Below are 19,960 nucleotides of genomic sequence, written 5' to 3' on the forward strand. Positions count from 1 at the left end.
CCCACTGTTTATATTATTTAATTTAGGGGGAGTTAAATTTTGCCAATAATATTGATAAACCAACCCTTAGCATCATAATTTAGGTTAGTTAAATCATCACTGAAGTCAGTAAAGTTATAGCCAATACCAACTTTAAGATTTTGGCCAAAATGACGATGGATCGCAGTCAAAAAACCTTTGCGTTTATCTTGTGCAGTTTTAACGTCTAATAATCTTGCTTCGACAAGAAAATCCCAATGGCGAATAACATGCCAATCAGCTCTTACAACATATAAATTTGTTGTACTGTCAAACCACTCTCCCTCTTCTCGTCCTTGACGAATTTCACCAAACTTATGTGCAAATTTTGCCCCTATAGTCCACTTTGCGGTTAAGTCATAATTACCATCAAAAGCAAATACATGACTACGTTGCTGGTAATCATATTGTTGACCACTGTTAGTAAACTGCTCTGCAGGTGCCAAGTCATATAAATAATTATATGTAGCTAATGCATTGAACTTGTCATTATCAATTGGGCGATAGGCAAAACCTAACAATGCCTCAGTGTAATCACTATTCAATTGGTCCTCACTGCTTGAGTTGCTAATAGCAAAGTCAATGCGTAGCTGGGCACGCCAGTCAGGATTCATTTTATAGGACATATTATTACGTATTAAGTAGGAGTCACGTTGCTCCTCATTCTGTTCATCTTTACGATATTCTAATGCGCTACTATATTTAAAACTTTGCTTTGCAAAGCCTGCATTTAATGCAATTGAATTACGTTTGATTGTTCCTTGTCCAGTACCTTCTAACTCACCATTTTCATAACTTAAACCTAAAGTCCAACGTTCACTTGGAAGAAACTCAATACCATAAGCATGAGTCAAACCAACACCACTGCTGCCATGCTGATATCTTTCTTCGCCATAAACATTAACTGCATCAGTGAAACGATGACGTACACCACTCACTAATTGGCCATTTCTTCCAGCCAATCCATTATCTGTCCTATCAGGGTCTAATTCATAGTTTAGATAGATATTACTGCCGTCATTGTATTGATAATCGGTACCTATTCTTGCGCCAAAACCTTGATTTCCTTCTGATACTTCACCAAGTAGAGAAGCTGCATCGCTGACTTGATATTGACCACCCAATCCAATGCGGTTATTGGCTAGTTTAGACTCATCATGCTGGGGTGTTCCTTGCACAAAACCGTATACTCCCCATTTAGATGAGTTTTGGTAATCAAGCTGCACTGCAAGATCGGTTCTTTTACCGGTATTTTGAGTTTGTTGTGTTGCAGTTTCACTGTCTTCAACACGTAAGCCAGCGCTCAGTTGCCACTGTTCACTGAGATGCTGAGTAACATTTAATTCTGCACTTAACTTATCAATACCGCCGTCTTCATCTCGTGTATCTAAGCGTAAACTGGTTTCGGTATTTTCGGTTACAGGGAGTTGGATCTGCACACCTGCTTGCTCTGTATCATATTGACTAAACTGCCCGATCCCTGAAAACCCTTGTTGACGTTGTTGCCAATAAAGATTGCCTCGGCTTTGCAATGCATTATCTGTATCTTCTGCAAAACCTAGGTCGCTAAAAATAAACGCGCTTTCTATGCGATAAGCATTAGCTTTGTCATTGAATGAGGTATTCGCCGAATTATCTAAAGAAATGTCAGTAAAATTAAAACCACCATTATTAGAGTTTGCCCCAGAAATGCCTTGTCCCTGGGTTTGTGCGGTTTCTAGTTTAAGATAACTTTGTGCTGTAAATCGATAAGTTAAATCGACTCCTGCTAATTGATGATCCTCTACGCCCAGATCTTCTTTACTAGCTGTTATGGCTACTTTTAAATTGTCATTGAGCCAATAACTTGCACGACCACCAATGCTTAAATCATCGAGTTCTTCGAAGCCTGGCGTATATTCATAATTAACCACTATGTAAGTTGGATGACCTGATAAACCGCCCGTACGGACAACTAAATTATCACTACTAATAGAGGCTAATGGTTTGGTTAGTAATATTCGACCTTGCAAAGCATCTACGTCATAGTCTTGCCCTGCGGCTAGGGGAGTTGAACTAATAACAAGATCGGAGTCTTTGTCTCTTACTTCAATAGTTACTCGCTCTGAACCTTGAGTGATATCTTGATTTTGTAAATAATAAAGAGAACCACCTGTACCCCGTAATTCTTCATAAGCAGCACTGGTGCCTGCTTCTGCCGCGAAGACTTTTACATTAGCTACTCTTTCACCAAATTGGCTTAAGTCTTCGCTGTTCCAATCAAGACTGGCACCATATAAACCACGCTCGATACGTGAAAATTCAGTGTCTTTAATATCAGCGATGAAATTACCCCACATTAAATGAGATTTATCATCGTTGATTTTGGCATAAAAGCGCCCCTGTGTTGGCGCATCTTCAACTACTGTAGAATCATCACCGTAAACAGCGTAATGGTTTTCTTCTTCAAGGCGGCGTAATAAACTGCTTGGATCCTTTTTATTCAAATTAGAAAACAGATCTTCAAGAGGTTCTTCTTGGCTATCAAGGCTAGTTGTAATGGTATAAGTATCTTTCCACTTACCTTTTGCATAAAAAGCGAGTCGTCCATCAACAAATAAATCACCATTAAAATGCTGTAGATCACCAGTAACTAATTCAATAGGCCCGCTAGTAGAGTTTTTGCCTAAAGTAAGATCAGCCATACCAACATAAAACCAATCATTCGTTTTTAATTCAAGGTGGCGTTGAAATAGCTGACCATTGCCTTGTTCATTCAAAACGGCCACTTCAACATTGTGAACGCCCGAAGGAATAATCTGTTCAACAACAAATTGTTGTTGATCATTTACGGGCAATTTTTTGCCTAAGAAATAGACCGAATGATCACTAGGTACATTGTCGCCATTAACCGTTAAGGTACCACCACTAAGTTTTATATTCTGTATGCTTAAATGGCTGTCACCATAACCAGCGAGTAGCGCTTGTTTCACTGGTAATTCAGCATTAGTTTGTTGGCTAAGGTTTAGTGTAAAGGTTTGGGTTTCATCAAATTGACCATTATCGTTGTACACTCTTAAACGATAATGTAAGGGTTCATCTGAGCTTAGTGTTGACAATGGCTGTTCACTTTGCCATTTTGCTCGATTATTTTTGTCTAAACTAATAATAAAAGCAGGCTCACTTTGCACTGATTTATTGTTGCTGAAAATGCGAACTTCTGCTTTGTGGATAAAGCTTGAATAATTACTATACCCTTGAAAATCAACAGTAATGCTATCGTCATTATCACCATTGTTATGATGACGAACCACAGATGTCACGTTAAGGGCTGCTTGGATTTTTAAATTATCATAGTGTAATTGAACATTAGCATTGTCTAACGCAATATCAGTACAGCGTTGATGATCTGCATCATTTGCTGACTGCTCTGCAACCATAGGTTTACCGTCAACGGTAACAACAAAAGGGGCAGCCGCTACTTTGGTTAATTGGCAAACATCATGGCGAAGAAAATCTGAATTTTCAGTCATCACAGCTGGTTTCACTTCGTCATCGTACCAAGCGAAAAGCTCAACCCTACGGTTTTTCTCCATACCTGCCAAGGTATCATTGGCGGCAATTGGCGACGAACTGCCTTTTCCTTCAGTCGTTATGGCACTGTTCTCTAGAGCTAATTGTTGCTGAAAGTATTTCGCAATAATGGATGCTCTAAAATCAGAAAGGCCAGCATTCGATTGATATATTTTTTTCGCTCGGCTGCTTAATTGTTGGTTATCAGTATGGCCAACAAAATGTAAACGCACATTCTGTTTACCTGCTAATTGCGCAATAACCTTATCTAAACTTTCTTGAGCTTTACCCGTAATAAAGTGCTTGCCCGAGGCAAAATTTAGGTGAGGAATATCATCAAGTGTTAATGATTTATTTTCAATTAACGGAACTACTGTTTGACTGACAGCCACAGGCGTTAAGCCGTGAAAAGTCCAATTGTTGTTCGCTAATAATTTTTCAGTATCTTCTAAAACTCTACTATTAAAATAGCTACCATCGTCTGCAATTTTTCCCTCATTATCTCTAGAGCTACAAGCACTTTCATCAAGACATTTTTGGTTAGTATTTTGCTGTGTAGCATAAACGCTAGTGTTATAGGCCACCACTAAGGTTATAGCCGTGGCAATAATATTTTTCTTAAAGGAACTGTTTTTTGTTGCATTGAAATTATTCATGATTAGCGCTCCCTGTTTGATTTAATAACTCCAAATCATCACCTGCTAGGGTTATTTCTTGCTCAATAATTAATTCATATTGGCAATCACAGTCTTGCCATTGCAGCTCAATTTTTTCAGTGAGCTGTTCAATACGCTCTGAAACAACTTCTTCTGTTTCATCATCTTGTTGGTAGGCTAAACGTAAAATTGATGGTTTCAATTGCAGTGCTTGTATGGTTTTGTTTAATGCTTCTTGGTGTTCTGCGAGCAGAGTATTGCCATCAAATGCCATGGCATTAAGTTGAATACGCACCACTCTATGTATGGTTGCGCCAAAGTTTGCTTTAACTAATTTACCGCGAGTAAGGCGAACTACTCTTGGATTTTCAGTGCTAATTCTGAAACCTGAAGGTAGCGTACGTTCATCAACTTTTAATATAAAGTTCGATCCTCGCAGTGAATTAGGTACCTCGGCACAGGCAATATGATATCGACCATCTTTGTCGGTTGTTACCAGTAAACCTTGTGCGGTAGCAATTCTAACGGCAGGTAGGCCCATTTCATCTTTGTCTTGATAGCCGTTGATATTTTTATCATTAAACACCTTACCGATAATATCGGAACAATCAAAAAGAGGGTCTGGCACTATTCGAACCGTTGCATTGGCAACATTAGTAATTATTCGTGATAAATCGCCTGCTTGCCCCCACGCTTGGTTTATATATTCGCCTTCGCCAACGCCAGCACCAATGACAGTCATTAAAGTAAAGCTGTGTTGTGCTAAGACATCAAAATCAATGTTATTCCAAATCAGTTGGCGATTATTAACCTCTGGTTCAAGTGTCATGCCATCAATTTTTGCCGAGCCTAGTACATACTTAAACCCTGGCGGTAGTTGATCAACCACTGCAATATTATTGAGCTGACGTTCAAGATTATTGGTTACCGTAATGCTGTAAGGCACTAAATCACCGCGAGTTGCATTTGTTGTTGGTGTGCTTTTAACAACACCCAACATTTCACCATTCATAGGATCAACAGGAATATGATTATTGAGTACATTCGCTGATGGCAATTGCGGATTAATAGTAAAGCTTAAATAATACTGTGTGCTATTTTCACCTTGCTTAAAGTCAGCAGAGCTTGTGCCACAGTTATTAACATCATGAATGACAGCACCAATCTGTGGCGGAGTATCATTAAGTTGAACGAGGGCAGGGCTAGGGCTGCTCAATATATTAGGGGTATTAATACAGGCCGGAATTTGAGTAGAAATGCCCGGTAAATAACCCATAGGTTCAGTAACTGTTAAGCGATATACGCCGCTAGGTGCTGAAGTGAAGAATAAGAATTGGTATAAACCATCATCACCGGTAATTTGCGACATATTGTCTTGGCCGCCAATTAGGTCACGATCAGGGTCAAATCCTGGGGGAGCGACAAGCGTCACTGTCGCTCCAGCAACGGTTTCACGAGTTTCACTATCATAGACCACACCTGATGGATCTATTGGAAGGTTCTGTTCGTCAATATGTTCGCCAGCCTCAAGTATTAACTTACGAATTGTACCTGCGGCTAAATCAACACCCGGTTCGTCAGATACAGGGTAACCGTAAATAACGCCACCTTGAGGATGAATAAACCTTACTTCATATTCACCCGGTGGTAAGCCATCAAATAAATAAGTGCCATCTTTACCCGTAATAACAGTAGCAATAGGGATAACATTGAGATTGTCTTTTTCATTGTCACGGCTATCAATTAGCTGCACTGTCCAGCCTTCAAGGCCATTACCATCATCTTCACTGCGGTTATGGTTACTATCAAGCCAAACCATGCCGCTAATACGTGCAGGATCTCTAATTAACTCTCCGAAATTATATTCTGTCGCATGCGTAAAGTGAGTGGTAAAGATGATCTCACTGATAAGGTCATTTTCAAGGGTGCCGCCGTGGCTACCTAATGAATCTTTACCGTCATCCACTTGTTCAGGTTGGGTTTCATGTACTTGATAACCTTCAGCATTAGGTAAAGGTAAATGTTCGAAAAGATATTGGCCATCAACTAGGGTGTGCGTGATCCGGTTAACGGGTTGACCATTACTATCTGTACCCGTAAGTGTCATTTCTACTTCTGGAATACCCGCTTCATTGGGCTCTCTTTGGGCATTATTGTTTAAATCGTTATAAATGACGCCTTGTAAATCACTACCGCGCTCACCAAAGTTATAATCCGTGCCGTTTTGTCCAGCATTAAGTTTAATGGCTTCAATGAGATCATTGCCTAACTCACCTGACAATGTACCTAAGTGATCTTTACCGTCCATCCATGCACTAGGATGTTCTTGAGTAATACTGTATTCACCAGCACTGAGCATTGTAAAGCTATAGTCACCATTTTCATCTGTGACTGTGGTTGCAGTAACCTCTTGTGGTGTTCCACCTACTGCCACATGAGATTCAATACCAGATAAGGTAATGGTGACATTAGCAATACGCATAGCTTCATCATCATCTATGATGCCATTGTCATTTTCATCCACCCACACTGTGCCTGAAAGAGAGGCGGTATCAAGCTCTCCAAAATTATAGTTATCAAGCTCTTGGTTAGTTGCAAGTACAATAGAGGTTATTGCATCATTAAAACGACTGCCTGCGATAACAATACTATCTATGCTTTCTAACCCATCTAACAGTTCTTCGGGTTGGTTTTCTGTGATTTGATAGCCATTTTCGTCGCTCGGTAACAAATTATCGAAAGAATAATCACCTTGCTCATCAGTGGTTAATACACTAGTAACGCTAGTGCCGGTGAAATCAACTCCTGTCAATGTTACCGTAACACCTTCAATACCGGTTTCTGCGCTATCTTTTACACCGTCATCATTGGCATCAATATAAACGCTGCCTGATATTTTACCGAGCTCTAATTCTGCAAAATCATTAGCGGTTAAATGCTGATGATCTGCTAAGACGAGCATTTCAACTACATCTGTGGTTCGGCTATTAACAATGACTTGTCCAAGCTTGCTATCTAAGCCATCAACATAGTTACTAGGTTGCGCTTCAGTTACTGTATAGCCATTTACATCACTTGCAGGTAGATGTGTGAAGGTATATTCACCATTGGCGTTAGTGACTAGCGTTTCACTAACTGCTCTATTTAAGTAGTCTGTACCTGTGAGCGTTAAACTAACATTTTCAATACCAAGCTCATCTGTTGCTTGCGAGCCATCATTATTTCCATCAATAAAGACCGTACCTGAAATTTTACCTGAATAGAGTTCGGCAAAATTATTTTCGGTTAAATGCTCGTTGCTTTTTAACGTAAGCATGTCGATAACGTCACTAGTACGGCTATCAATAATTACTTGTTCAAGCTTACTGTCTAAACCATCTTCAAATTTGCTAGGGTGACTTTCGGTAATGGTGTAACCAGTCACTGAGTTTTCAGGCAAATTAGTAAAGCTGTAATCGCCATTCTCATCCGTTAACAAGGTTTTACTAATCACTCTATTTAAGTTGTCAGTGCCCGTTAATGTTATAGATACACCTTCAATACCTAGTTCATCACTGGTTTGAATACCATCATCGTTGGTATCAATAAAAACGGTACCTGAAATTTTGTTTGGGTATAACTCGGCAAAGTTATTATTGGGTAAGTGCTCATCAATCCCTAAGATGACTTTACTGATAACATCACTAGTACGGCTATTTACCAATACTTGTCCTTGCTTGCTATCTAGGCCATCTTCAAAATTAGTAGGTTGAGCTTCCGTAATGGTATAACCATTGGCATTGCTTGGTGCTAAGTTATTAAAACTGTATTGACCAACAACATTGGTTGTTTGTGTTTTATTAATGGTCACACCTAAGCTATTAGTGCCGGTCAGGGTGATTGTTACATTTTCAATGATCGCTTCATCGGCATCATTTATGCCGTCATCATTGAGATCGATAAAAACAGTGCCCGAAATACTTGAGGCGATATCGCCCCCTTCACCGAAGTTATAATCAATCCCTTCACCATTCACGGGAAGAACAATGGCCGAAATAACATCGTTAGCTAACGTACCTACTGATGCTGCGGCTATAGTGCCGACGGTATCTTTACCATCGAAGATTAAGCTAGGTTGTGTTTCAGTTAGGGTATAGCCAGTAGCGTCTGATGCAGGCAAGCCTAAAATTTTATAAAAACCATTGGTATCGGTGGTGCTGGTTAGGTTAATAGTAAAGCCGTTATTATCAGTACCTGTCAAAGTCACTTGAACATTACTAATCGCTGCTTCACCGTTGTCGAATATGCCATTATCGTTAGGATCACGATAAACATACCCTGATATGCTGCCCCCTTGCTCACCAAAGTTGTAACCCGTACCAGACTGATTAGCCGTTAAGGTGATTGCTGAAAAAGTATCATTAGTTGCTTTATTGCCACCCTTATCCCCTAACTGTTCACTACCATCGCTCCATGTTGTTGGTTGCGTTTCGGTAATAATGTAAGTGCCAGCAGTTAGATTGGTAAATTGATACTCACCATTTACATCGGTGGTGTTAGTAAAATTAACAGCCTTACCACTAACCGTTTCTGTGCCTGTGAGTGTAATCAGTGTATTGGCAATAGCGGTTGTTTCAGCAACATCTTTAATGCCATCGTTATTAGCGTCATACCAAACACTACCTTGTAAACTGGCTTTGCCAAGTTCACCAAAGTCATAATTGATGATGTCTGTGTTGGTAGGTAATGTGATCGCGGCAATAACATCTGTGATTCGACTACTATTGTCGATAGTGCCATTAAGGTTTTCTAAGCCATCATCAAAATTTGCTGGGTGAGTTTCTGTCACCGTGTAACCATTAGCATCACTGGTTGGTAAATGGTCAAATATATAATCACCATTCGCATCCGTTACAACAGTTTCATTAATCGTATTACCCCAATTATCTATGCCTGTTAATTTCATAGTAACGGTAGCTATGCCGTGCTCAGAAGCATCAATTGAACCATCGTCATCTTGATCGTTATAAACAGTACCAGCGATAGACGATTCAGTTACTGTTACCGTGCCTGTATCACTGTCATTACTATCATCTGAATCAACACCAAAGGAGCTAATTGTTGCGGTGTTTGATGTACTCCCGCCTCCGGGCATCGCTGTGACTTTAACGGGGACGGTTACTGTTGTGTTAGCGCCACTAACTATAGTATTCAAATCACACGTAAAGCTATTGTCGCCAGCAATACCAGTACAGTTGCCTTGACTTGGTACAGGGGGGCTTGTTAGCTGCATTCCTGCAGGTAAATTATCGGATAAAGCCGAGTCTGCACTGTCTCCTGGGCCGTTATTGGTAACAACAATATCCCAATTAAAGGGTTCATTGATTGAGACGGAAGCTTTGGAAGGGGCTTTTGTGACCGCAAGATCAACCAGTGCACGAAGGGAGGTTGTTTCACCTTCGCTATCATTAGTTGGAATTAGATCATCTTCATTTGAACTGATTGTTGCTAAATTAGAATGAGTATCACCAGTTGCATCGGGAGCTGTATTGGTATCCGCTTTGAAGTATAAATAACGGGTCGTTGTGGTGTTAGCTGGGATATCGTCAGGCAAAGAGCAGACAGTTGTTATTGTTGCGGCACCTGTTGCTGAGGTATTGGTGTTATTACAAATTGAAGTGTCTACTGTACAGCCTGCGCTGCTAGCGTCGTCACATAAAAAAGTGATTTGTTTCCCTGCTTTAGGTGTCATAACGTCAGTTAATTTTACGCCTGTAGCAAGGGATGGCCCCTGATTGGTCATTTCAATTTCATAAATAATAATATTATTTAAACTTCCAGGAAATGCCCCCGGGGCTAACGCCCAGCCCACAGGATCTGACACATCGGTGTTATTAACTAATAAATCGAGGTCCGCTTTTATTACATTAAGATCAGCTGTTTGGCTATTGTTCGTAACAGGTATGCTTTCATCAGTATCTGTTGCGATAGAAGATTTATTCACTAATGTCCACGGCGTATTTGCTCCATCCCAACCAGGACGCACTTTCAAGGTGATGGTTTCGGTTTCATTCCTTGTCAAGGTGCCAATATTACAAGTTAAAGTATTACCAGCTAACGCTGAACAACTTCCTTTCGAAGGGTTTGTTGATATTAATTCATAAGTTCTTGAGCTGTCGGGTGTGAACTCGTGTGTTACCACAACATTAGCCGCACTAGAAGGGCCATTATTTTTAAAACTTAAAACATAAGTGCTTTCTGTACCTGCTTCGGTATTGTCAGGTGAAATTGATAAGGTTGTCATTTCAACATCGGCAATAGGGTCAATTGTTATGCCAACACTGGCAGTATTATTTGCTGTGTTTTGTTCACCTAAAATTTGAGAATATACGCTGGCGGTATTAGTAAAAGTACCATCGTATAAGCCACGTGCAGTGGTAATGGTAATTATGACCGTGTCAGCACCGGTACCAGTAGTACCACCAAAAGTTTCATTATCATTTAATACACATTGTACCGTTGCGTTTGATATACCACAGGTGAAATTTTGTTGTGAGCCTCCAGTAATATTTGCAGTTACCAGTGTTTCACCATTAACAAACCCTGGAATAGTATCCTGAATAACTACACCGTTATCAGTGCCCGTATCAACAATATCCTTGCCAGTATTTGATACGGTTAATACATAAGTTATGGTGCTTTCGCCCACTTCTAATACATCATTAACTCCGCCAGTAGTAGCCACTGTTTTAGTAATGGCTAAATCAGCTATGTCGGTTGTGCTGTTTGCCGTGCCGTCAGTACAGTGATTACCAGGAACAGGATCAGATTGCCCGCCAATATCGCGTGCACAGGCGGTATTTGTTAATGAACCGGCATTTGTTGCTACAGTTACTATATCAAGGTAAGAGCTATCTGCACCGTTGATGAGCTGCAAACTATATTCACAAGTGACATCGCCACCAAGTGTTCCAGGGGTAGGGTGGGTACAAGTCCAATTATTACCTGTGAATGTGCCATTATAGGTTTCGTTCGGACTTAAACTATCAACCACAGTAACTGTACCTGTTGTGGTCTGTGGACCATAGTTATGCACTCGAATTCTACTGTTCATTGATTCACCTAATGCAACCGGATTAGGTGTTTTTACTTTGGTTATTGCTAAATCTGCACCATCTGGCACAACGTTAAAGGTAACATCATCGTCATTATTCGCAGGAATAGGATCGCTTGTGTCGCTAGTAATACCGGCATTGTTAACGATACCTGTGCCCGAAGTGGGGACGTCAGTGGTAATCACAATATCGTCGGTTTCTCCAACGTTATAAGAAGTGCGAGTACACTCTACTGTTGTCGTTACATTTAGTGTCGAAGTACATGTCCAACCAGAAGCTGAGAAACTTGGGTTGTCGAATCCTGCGGGTAAGGCATCTGTAACGACAACATTATCAGCGTTAAAAGGGCCAAGGTTTCTTGGTCTTAGGGTAAAGCTGGTAGTGGCACCGCCAACAACTGGGCTAGCTACCGTTTTAGTGATGCTTAAATCTGTGCCTTCAGATATGACAGTATTTGCTGAAGAAGTGTTATTACTTAAATAAGGGTCATTTACCGTTGGGTTTGTTGTGCTGACCTCTGCTAAGTTAGTCACTGTACCTGTTATGGCGCCAGTCACTTTTACATTAAGTGTGATTGCTGGTGCGCTGTCCCCACTGTCAATGTTGCTTCTATTACAAGTAACTGTTTGTCCTGAGTTGCTACAACTCCAGCCTGAACCATTAGCAGACACATAACTAATACCAGTGGGTAACGTATCAGTTACTGTGATTGTGTTGGAATGATCAGGGCCAATATTATTAATATTTAACGTGTAATTATAGAGTGCGCCCGCTGATACCGCACTAGGGTTACTTGTTTGTACAATATTTAAGTCAGCGCCATTACCAATAGTGGTGTTTTGTGTCTCATTATTATTACTAGTATCACTATCTGTTGAGTCTGTGGTAACTGTAGTTGTTAACGCTATGGTATTACCCGTCCCAACGCTTGTTTTTACCACTAAGTTGACGTTGGTTACTACTGATCCAACAAAATCGCCAAAACTACACGTTACTATACCTGGAGTGCCGCCATCATGAGAACAGTCAGTATCATCCACCGATACAAAACTTGTTGATGCTGGCAAAGGAGTCGCTAAAGTGACATTAACTGCGGTGTCATTATGGGCGTTTAATAATGCGATGGCATAGGTGATCTCTCCACCACGGGGAGCGGGATCAGGCGAGTCGGTTAATGTTGATATTTGTACATCAACGGCAGTTGCTGAAAACGAGAGCAGCATTAATGCTGACAATGATAAGATTTTTTTAATCATGGATCACCAATATGTTGGTTAAAAGATATTGTTATTTTTTATACTTCTAGTGACGATTCATTTGATTTGATTAAAAAAATGAATTTTGTAAAACATTGATATAAAAATAAAAAGTTTCGAAACACTGCTGTTCAGGAGTGTTTCGAATGCAATTTATAATCTAATAGAGGTAGTTAATTAATTTGCGAAAGCAATTTAGGATTTTGTACTAAGTTTCTAACGCCGTGGGCATGGTCTTCTTCAAAGACATTTCCCTTACACCATTGACCAACACTTTCAATATTAACCTTGGCAACTAGAGGTCTGACACTCCAGCTTACTTGATAAGGTGAGCCTTCTTCATTATATCCAGGTCCTGTTGTTGAGCCTGTATATGAAACAGGAACACCTGTGTCATCAGGAATATTTAATACTTGATTTTTTCCTGTGGTTTTTGCGTATGCTGTTAAATCAGCAAAATCGAGGGCGTCTGCGTCATTTACAAGTACATACACTTGAGTTTCTACTTTTAATTGTGGGTTCTTGATTGCATCATTAAAACACGCACCTAAAGTTGGGCCTGGGTCTACTTGCGCTGTAGAATGGACATAGTGCACTTCTATTGTTGCGCCAGGTTCCAAAGAGCCGTGATCACTAGGACAAACTTCTTCAGCCGTCGATGCAAGTTCACTTTCAGATAATTGCCCTGAATACTGATAACCGCTGCCATAGCCATGACCGTCGCCATTACCGGCATATTCAGTGAATTCTCCACCTTGATGTTCAGCGTTTTCATGAAAATGAATATTACAAAGGTTCATATCTTCTGCTGAAAGTGTTGCGGTAAATGAAATGGCATTATCACCATTAATATCATCTATAAAACGTGGTGATTGAGGGCCAAATCCTTTGTCAGTTGTATTGGCTTCTAGCGCAGCTCTCTGATCCGCAATAATTTCATCTGCAACAGCATCAGAATGCTCTTCTTCTACGACTTCTTCTTCAACTATAACTTCTTTATCAGAGTCTGAATTACACGCACTCAGACCAAGTACACTGAATCCTAAAAGACCAATCAGTAATTTCTTTTTCATACATTCTACTCCAAATTTTATTACCACAAACCGTTCACTTTCTTTGAAATCAACCTAAAACCATATGAAACAGTTAGTTGATTTCTGAGAGTAAGTTAGGGTTTTGAACTAAGTTTCTTACACCGTGTGCATGATCTTCTTCAAAGACATTTCCCTGACACCAGGTGCCCACACTTTCAATATTTACTTTGGCAACTTGAGGTCTGACACTCCAAGTTACTTGGTATGGAGAACCTTCCTCATTGTAACCAGGGCCTGTTGTTGAGCCGGCGTATTGGATCGGGGTGCCAGTGTTAGTCGGGATATTCATTGCTTGGTTTTTACCCGTAGTTTTTTCATGAGCAGTTAGAGTAGTAAAGTCAAGGGCATCAGCATCATTCACAAGAACATACACCTGAGTTTCTACTCTTAGTTGTGGATTCCCGATAGCGTCATTGAAACACGCTCCTAAAGTTGTTCCTGGATCAACCTGTGAGGTGGAATGTACATAATGAACTTCAATGGTTGCACCAGGCTCTAAAGAACCGTGCGAACTTGGACAAGTTTCTTCAGCCGTTGCTGTAAGTTCAGTTTCTGTTAGCGCGCCTATATACTTGTAGCCACTGTGATAACCATGTCCATCACCGTTACCAGCATATTCAGTGAATTCACCACCTTTATGTTCGGCGTTTTCATGAAAATGAATATTACAAAGGTTCATATCTTCTACCAAAGGTGCGGTATCAAATAAAATAGCGTTCTCCCCCAAGGCAAGAGCAATATCGCGAGGAGATTGAGGGCCAAAACCTTTACCATCTGTGTTGGTTGCTAATTCAGCTCTTTGATGTGCAATTTCATCATCTGAAACAGCATCATCCGATGACGCAAACGCTGCCGATGTGGCAAGTGCAGTGAAAACACTGGCGGCTAAAAACATTTTATTATTCATTCATCATTCCTTAGTTACGTATTTGATATAGCATTTACAACACTATAACTTGGAGTAAAAACACCACGAGACAATAAATAACTTTTATAAATCAAGAGCTAAAGTTGTTTTGTGGTTTAATTAGGGCTTAAAAAGGTTTTACAAATGCCACACCAAAAACAGTGGCTGTTTCGCCATCAACAAAATCAAATGCTATTGTGGGAGCAACACCAATGTTGCCTACGTGAAAGTCATAACTAAATGATGCGCGAACCACATCTTCTTTATGGCTACTATGATAATGAGGGTGTTCAATATCGCTATTGTCGGTATAACTCCCCACTTTTTCTTGGCCTATGCCTAAACCAATTCGTAACTCTTTCCATGGATGTAAATAAACGGCTGCAAGAGTAATATCAATACCGGCACCATGATGAGCCTCGTCGGTTTTTTCATAAACTAAACCCGCGCCCCATTGCTTTGAGAATTTATATTCATATTCAATACCATAAGAGAATTCTGATTCGCCATCAGCATGGGTATAGCCGATAAAAACACCAGGGATATGTTTTGGGTCACCATGACCTGCATCATTTGATGCAAATACGGGGGCTGTTATTAAGGTGCCTAAAACACCTACAACTAATAACATTTTATTATTCATTTATTTATTCCTTCCTTAACTAGTTGATATCTCGTTTATGGCATCACAGATGAATTCCGAGATTATAATCAGGAGGTATGATAGGGTAAAAAACAGCTCAGACGTTTATCTGTATCGGGCGTTTTTTTATCAAAAACGGTCTAAATAGGCTGGAATTATCGTTTTAGGTGGCTTAAATGTGGTTTTGGTATTTTATGAAAATAACTTCAGGATCATTGTCTGGAATACGACAATCATGACGTATTAATAAAAGCGATGAATAAACTGTTTAAAATGCCATCAAAAATAATAAAAGGAACTATTACTAGGTTTTGCTTTTGTATGTTTTATTTAATTCACAATCTTGCCTGGTAGTTTCTATTGATCACTTGGTTCAACTGCAGGGATTAAATCACTCAAATGTGTAACCATCTTTCGATATAGTGATGGCATTATTTGGGTAGGTACAGAAACTGATGTCAATTGGTGCTTAAGTTGCCAGTTCAATGGGTTAGCCGCCCAAATGGTCGATACTGGTGAGATGCCTTTAAATGTTGCCCTATTTTTATTCTTCACGAATTTAAGTAGACTAAATAATTTTTTGTTTATAAGGTTCTTTCCTTGTTTAAGAAGATATTAATACAGTTTGCCATCTCTCTTTCAGCCTTAATTTTAGCACTACTATATTCTTCAACCTCATTTTCAAAAGAAACGACTATTCGCTTTCAGCACCTTAGTATTGAGGATGGTTTACCTCAAAATAGTGTGCTTACTATTCTTCAAGATAGCACTGGTTTTATGTGGTTTGGTACCGAAACTGGATTGGCTAGATATGATGGTTATAGTTTTAAAGTTTTTAAACACGATTTAAATGATAACAATTCACTTTCCCACAATTACATTACAAAAATTGTAGAAGACAGCCAAGGCAACCTTTGGATTGGGACGCGTGGGGGAGGGCTTAATTTTTTTAATACCCAAACTGAACTGTTTACTCATTATCGTCATCAATCTGACAATATTAACAGTCTAAGCCATGATTTTATTTATAGCTTAATAGAAGATAACCAAGGCAATCTTTGGATTGGAACCGTGGGCGGTGGCCTTAATTTTTTTAATACCAAAAACCATGAGTTTACTCATTACCGTCACCAGGAAAATGACTCAACAAGTTTAAGTCATGACAATGTCATGACTATTGTTGAAGATCATCACGACAATCTTTGGATTGGAACGGGTAATGGCCTTAATTATTTTAATATTAAAAATGAACAGTTTACTTCGTATCATCATAATCCTAATGACTTAAACAGTTTAAGCCATAACAATGTTTTTAGCATTGTAGAGGATTCCAAAGATAATCTTTGGATTGGAACTCGGGGTGGTGGCCTTAATTATTTTAATACAAAAAATGGCCAGTTTACCCATTACCGTCATCAAAAAAATGATCCTAATAGTTTGAATAATGATTCCGTTTATACAGCTATTGAAGATAGCCAAGGCAATATTTGGGTTGGCACATTCGGTGGAGGACTTAGTTATTTTAATTCAAAAAGTAAGCAGTTTACTCAGTATCACCATCAGAGTAACAACCCCAATAGTTTAAGTCATGACGCTGTCATCAATCTTACAGAAGATAACCAAGGTAATATTTGGATTGGAACAGTGGGTGGGGGAGTCAATCATTTTAATATAAACAATGGACCATTTACCCATTACAGTCACCGAACCAATGACTTCAATAGTTTAAGTCATAACAATGTTTTTAGCATTTTAGAAGATAGTCAAGGTGATCTTTGGGTTGGAACACAAACCGGGGGGCTCAATCATTTTGACTCAAAAAACAACCAGGTTACCCATTACCGTCATCAAGCCAATAACCTTAATAGTTTAAGTCATGACATTGTTGCGAGTGTAATAGAGGGTAGAGATGGCAATATTTGGATTGGAACGAATAAAGGCGTTAATCATTTTAATATAAAAAACAAACAATTTACCCATTATAGCCATCAGATTAATGACTCGAATAGTTTAAGTCACGACGTTGTCTTGAGCATGATAAAAGACAGCCATGGTAATCTTTGGATTGGCACTTATAGTGGCGTCAATCATTTTAATACCACAAACAAGGAGTTTAGCCACTATCGTCATCAAGACGATGATACGAATAGCTTAAGCAGTGACTCTGTTATGAGCATGCTAGAAGACAGCCAAGGTAACCTTTGGTTTGGCACATCTAAAGGACTCAATCATTTTAATCCAAAAACTGAACAGTTTACCCACTACCGTCATAAAGCCAATGACTCAAATAGTTTAAGTAATGATGCTGTTTCAACTCTTACAGAAGATAGCCGCGGTAATATCTGGGTGGGTACCTATAATGGCCTAAACATGTTTGATACAAGATTAAACAAATTCAAAACCTACAATAAAGTCAATGGCTTACCTGACAATGTTATTTATAGTACTGAGGAAGATAAGCAAGGGTATATATGGGTAAGCACTAATTTGGGGCTGTCACGTATGGAGCCTAAGACTGAAACATTTAAGAACTATAATGTAAGTGATGGCCTGCAAAGTAACGAATTTAATGTTGGTGCATCTTTTAAAAGTAAAACCGGAGAATTATTCTTTGGTGGAATAAATGGCTTAAATCGATTCTTTCCTGGAAATAGTAAGGACGATAAACAACCGCCCAAAGTCGTAATAACCAATATGTTATTATTGAATCAGTCAGTGCCTATTGCCGCAACCGCTTCCCAAACAATAAATAGCCAAACTCCAGATAATCAAATAATCGAAAAAAATACCAACTTTAGCTTAACCAAAGCAATACATGCGACTAAATCTATAATATTGACCCATCGAGACAATATAATTACGTTTGAATTCTCGGCACTACACTATAGAAACACTAAAAAGAATAAATTTGCCTATAAGCTAGTGGGTTGGGATAAAGATTGGGTAAATACTGATTATAAAAATCGTAGAGCAACTTATACTAATTTACCTTTTGGTGAATATACCTTTAGAGTAAAAGCGAGCAATTCAGACGGTTATTGGAATGAACAAGGAGCTTCACTGCAAATAATGGTATTACCACCGCCATGGAAAACATGGTGGGCATATAGCTTGTATGGATTGATTTTACTGATTGTAGTTTTTGTTTATATTCGTTCGCAACGACATAAATTGATTTTTGAAAGACAGCTCAATGCGCAATTAGAAAGTAAAGTTGAAGCACGTACTAAAGAAAAACAGCATTTTATTGAAAATATATCACATGAATTAAAAACCCCATTAACCCTGATTTTTAACGCTTTAGAAACAATATCCAATGCCGAATTAAGTGTTGAAAATAATAAAAAAATCAGCAATATCAAACATAATGGGCAACGTTTGTTAAACCTTGTAGAACAGTTGTTGTCTCTTGCCAATAATGAAAAGTCGACTGCGATAAAATCAATCGTTGCACTGTCTCATATTGGTAAACAAGTCATTAATAATTTTTCTACTTTTGCATCAGAAAGAGACCTGACTATTGTGCTTGATTGCAAAACAAATGCAGAGCTGATTATTGAGACTCAAGTATTAGAGACAATCCTGAGTAATCTTGTTTCTAATGCAATCAAATATGCAGACAGTTCAAGTGAAATTAAAATCATCTGTATGCTAGAAAATCCTTTTTGCATTATTAAAGTCACTAATATTGGAACTAATATTCCCGCAGAATTCGAAGACTCTATTTTCGAAAAATTTTACCGCCTAGAACATCATTATAAATCTGAAGGTCAAGGAATAGGACTTGCGTCTAGTAGAGAGCTAACTGAGTCCTATCAAGGTACGTTAACTTTGGATAATTCCCAGCCCAACTTGGTTCAGTTTATTGTTTCGCTGCCAATTGATCTGATTTTTAATATCGACCAAACATTAGTTGAAAATGAAATAGCAGCGAGTTTGCAAACAAACACAGCTCCAAATCAAGATAAAAGAAGACTGCTTATTGTTGAAGATAATTTGGAAATAAACCAATTTCTGGTGCAGTTATTAGCATCAAGCTATCAAGTATTAAGTGTACACAATGGTAAAGAAGCTGTTGAACTTATTGATGACTTTCAACCCGATTTGATTTTATCCGATGTTATGATGCCGCTAATGGATGGGTTTGAGTTATGCCAATTTATCAGGCAAAGCAATAAGCCTTATAATAAAATTCCGATTATTTTGCTCACTGCTAAAAATGATATGTTAAGCCAAAAACAAGGATTACAGGCTGGGGCAACAGACTATTTAAGTAAGCCTTTTAGCGGCGAAATATTAAAATTAAAAATAGCTAATTTATTAGATTCATCAACTGAAACAAGAAACAAGATTACAGAATCAGCATCCAGTCGCTTTCAAGTAGAGCTGTCAAAAGATGACACGCGCAATCGTTTTATTCAACGGACTCAGGGCTTTTTAAAAGTACATTTTCCCGACCCTGAATTTAATGTAAAGAAGCTTTCAGAATTATTGGCTATGGATGAAAGAACGTTGAGGCGAAAAGCAGAACTTTATTTGTCACAAAAGCCCAAAGATATAATCCGAGAATACCGACTGCAGTGTGCTTATGAGATGCTAAAATCTGGCGACAGTATTTTGCAAATATCATTATCTTGTGGTTTTACAACCTTGGCACATTTTTCGAAATGCTTTAAAGATAAGTTTCAGAACCCCCCCAAACAGGTTCAACGGGAACTCATTGTTACGAGAAACCAATGA

General features: G+C 39.0%; 6 protein-coding genes. 1 reads left to right on the plus strand and 5 read right to left on the minus strand.

Annotation, left to right across the window (positions count from 1 at the left end; translation table 11 throughout):
• Positions 1-32: 32 nt before the first annotated feature.
• The 5 genes from GARC_RS10355 to GARC_RS10375 form a co-directional block, all read right to left on the minus strand.
• On the minus strand, positions 33-4,226 hold the full coding sequence (locus GARC_RS10355; RefSeq protein WP_007619611.1) for an OmpA family protein: 4,194 nt from the start codon (positions 4,224-4,226) through the stop codon (positions 33-35).
• Positions 4,219-12,576, minus strand: coding sequence for an SdrD B-like domain-containing protein (locus GARC_RS10360; RefSeq protein ID WP_007619612.1), 8,358 nt, complete (start codon positions 12,574-12,576; stop codon positions 4,219-4,221). The genes GARC_RS10355 and GARC_RS10360 overlap by 8 nt, the downstream gene beginning before the upstream one ends.
• A gap of 173 nt (positions 12,577-12,749) precedes the next feature.
• Positions 12,750-13,649 carry a delta-class carbonic anhydrase gene (locus tag GARC_RS10365; protein ID WP_007619613.1) on the minus strand — a complete coding sequence of 300 codons (900 nt, stop codon included), beginning with the start codon at positions 13,647-13,649 and terminating at the stop codon, positions 12,750-12,752.
• Between the two features lie 73 nt (positions 13,650-13,722).
• Positions 13,723-14,577, minus strand: a complete 855-nt coding sequence (locus GARC_RS10370; RefSeq protein ID WP_007619614.1) for a delta-class carbonic anhydrase — start codon at positions 14,575-14,577, stop codon at positions 13,723-13,725.
• A gap of 127 nt (positions 14,578-14,704) precedes the next feature.
• Positions 14,705-15,220 carry a hypothetical protein gene (locus tag GARC_RS10375; RefSeq protein WP_007619616.1) on the minus strand — a complete coding sequence of 172 codons (516 nt, stop codon included), beginning with the start codon at positions 15,218-15,220 and terminating at the stop codon, positions 14,705-14,707.
• Positions 15,221-15,820: 600 nt separating this feature from the next.
• Here GARC_RS10375 and GARC_RS25915 point away from each other — a divergent pair.
• Positions 15,821-19,960, plus strand: coding sequence for a two-component regulator propeller domain-containing protein (locus GARC_RS25915; protein WP_007619618.1), 4,140 nt, complete (start codon positions 15,821-15,823; stop codon positions 19,958-19,960).

This window comes from Paraglaciecola arctica BSs20135 (assembly GCF_000314995.1).
GTDB lineage: Bacteria > Pseudomonadota > Gammaproteobacteria > Enterobacterales > Alteromonadaceae > Paraglaciecola > Paraglaciecola arctica.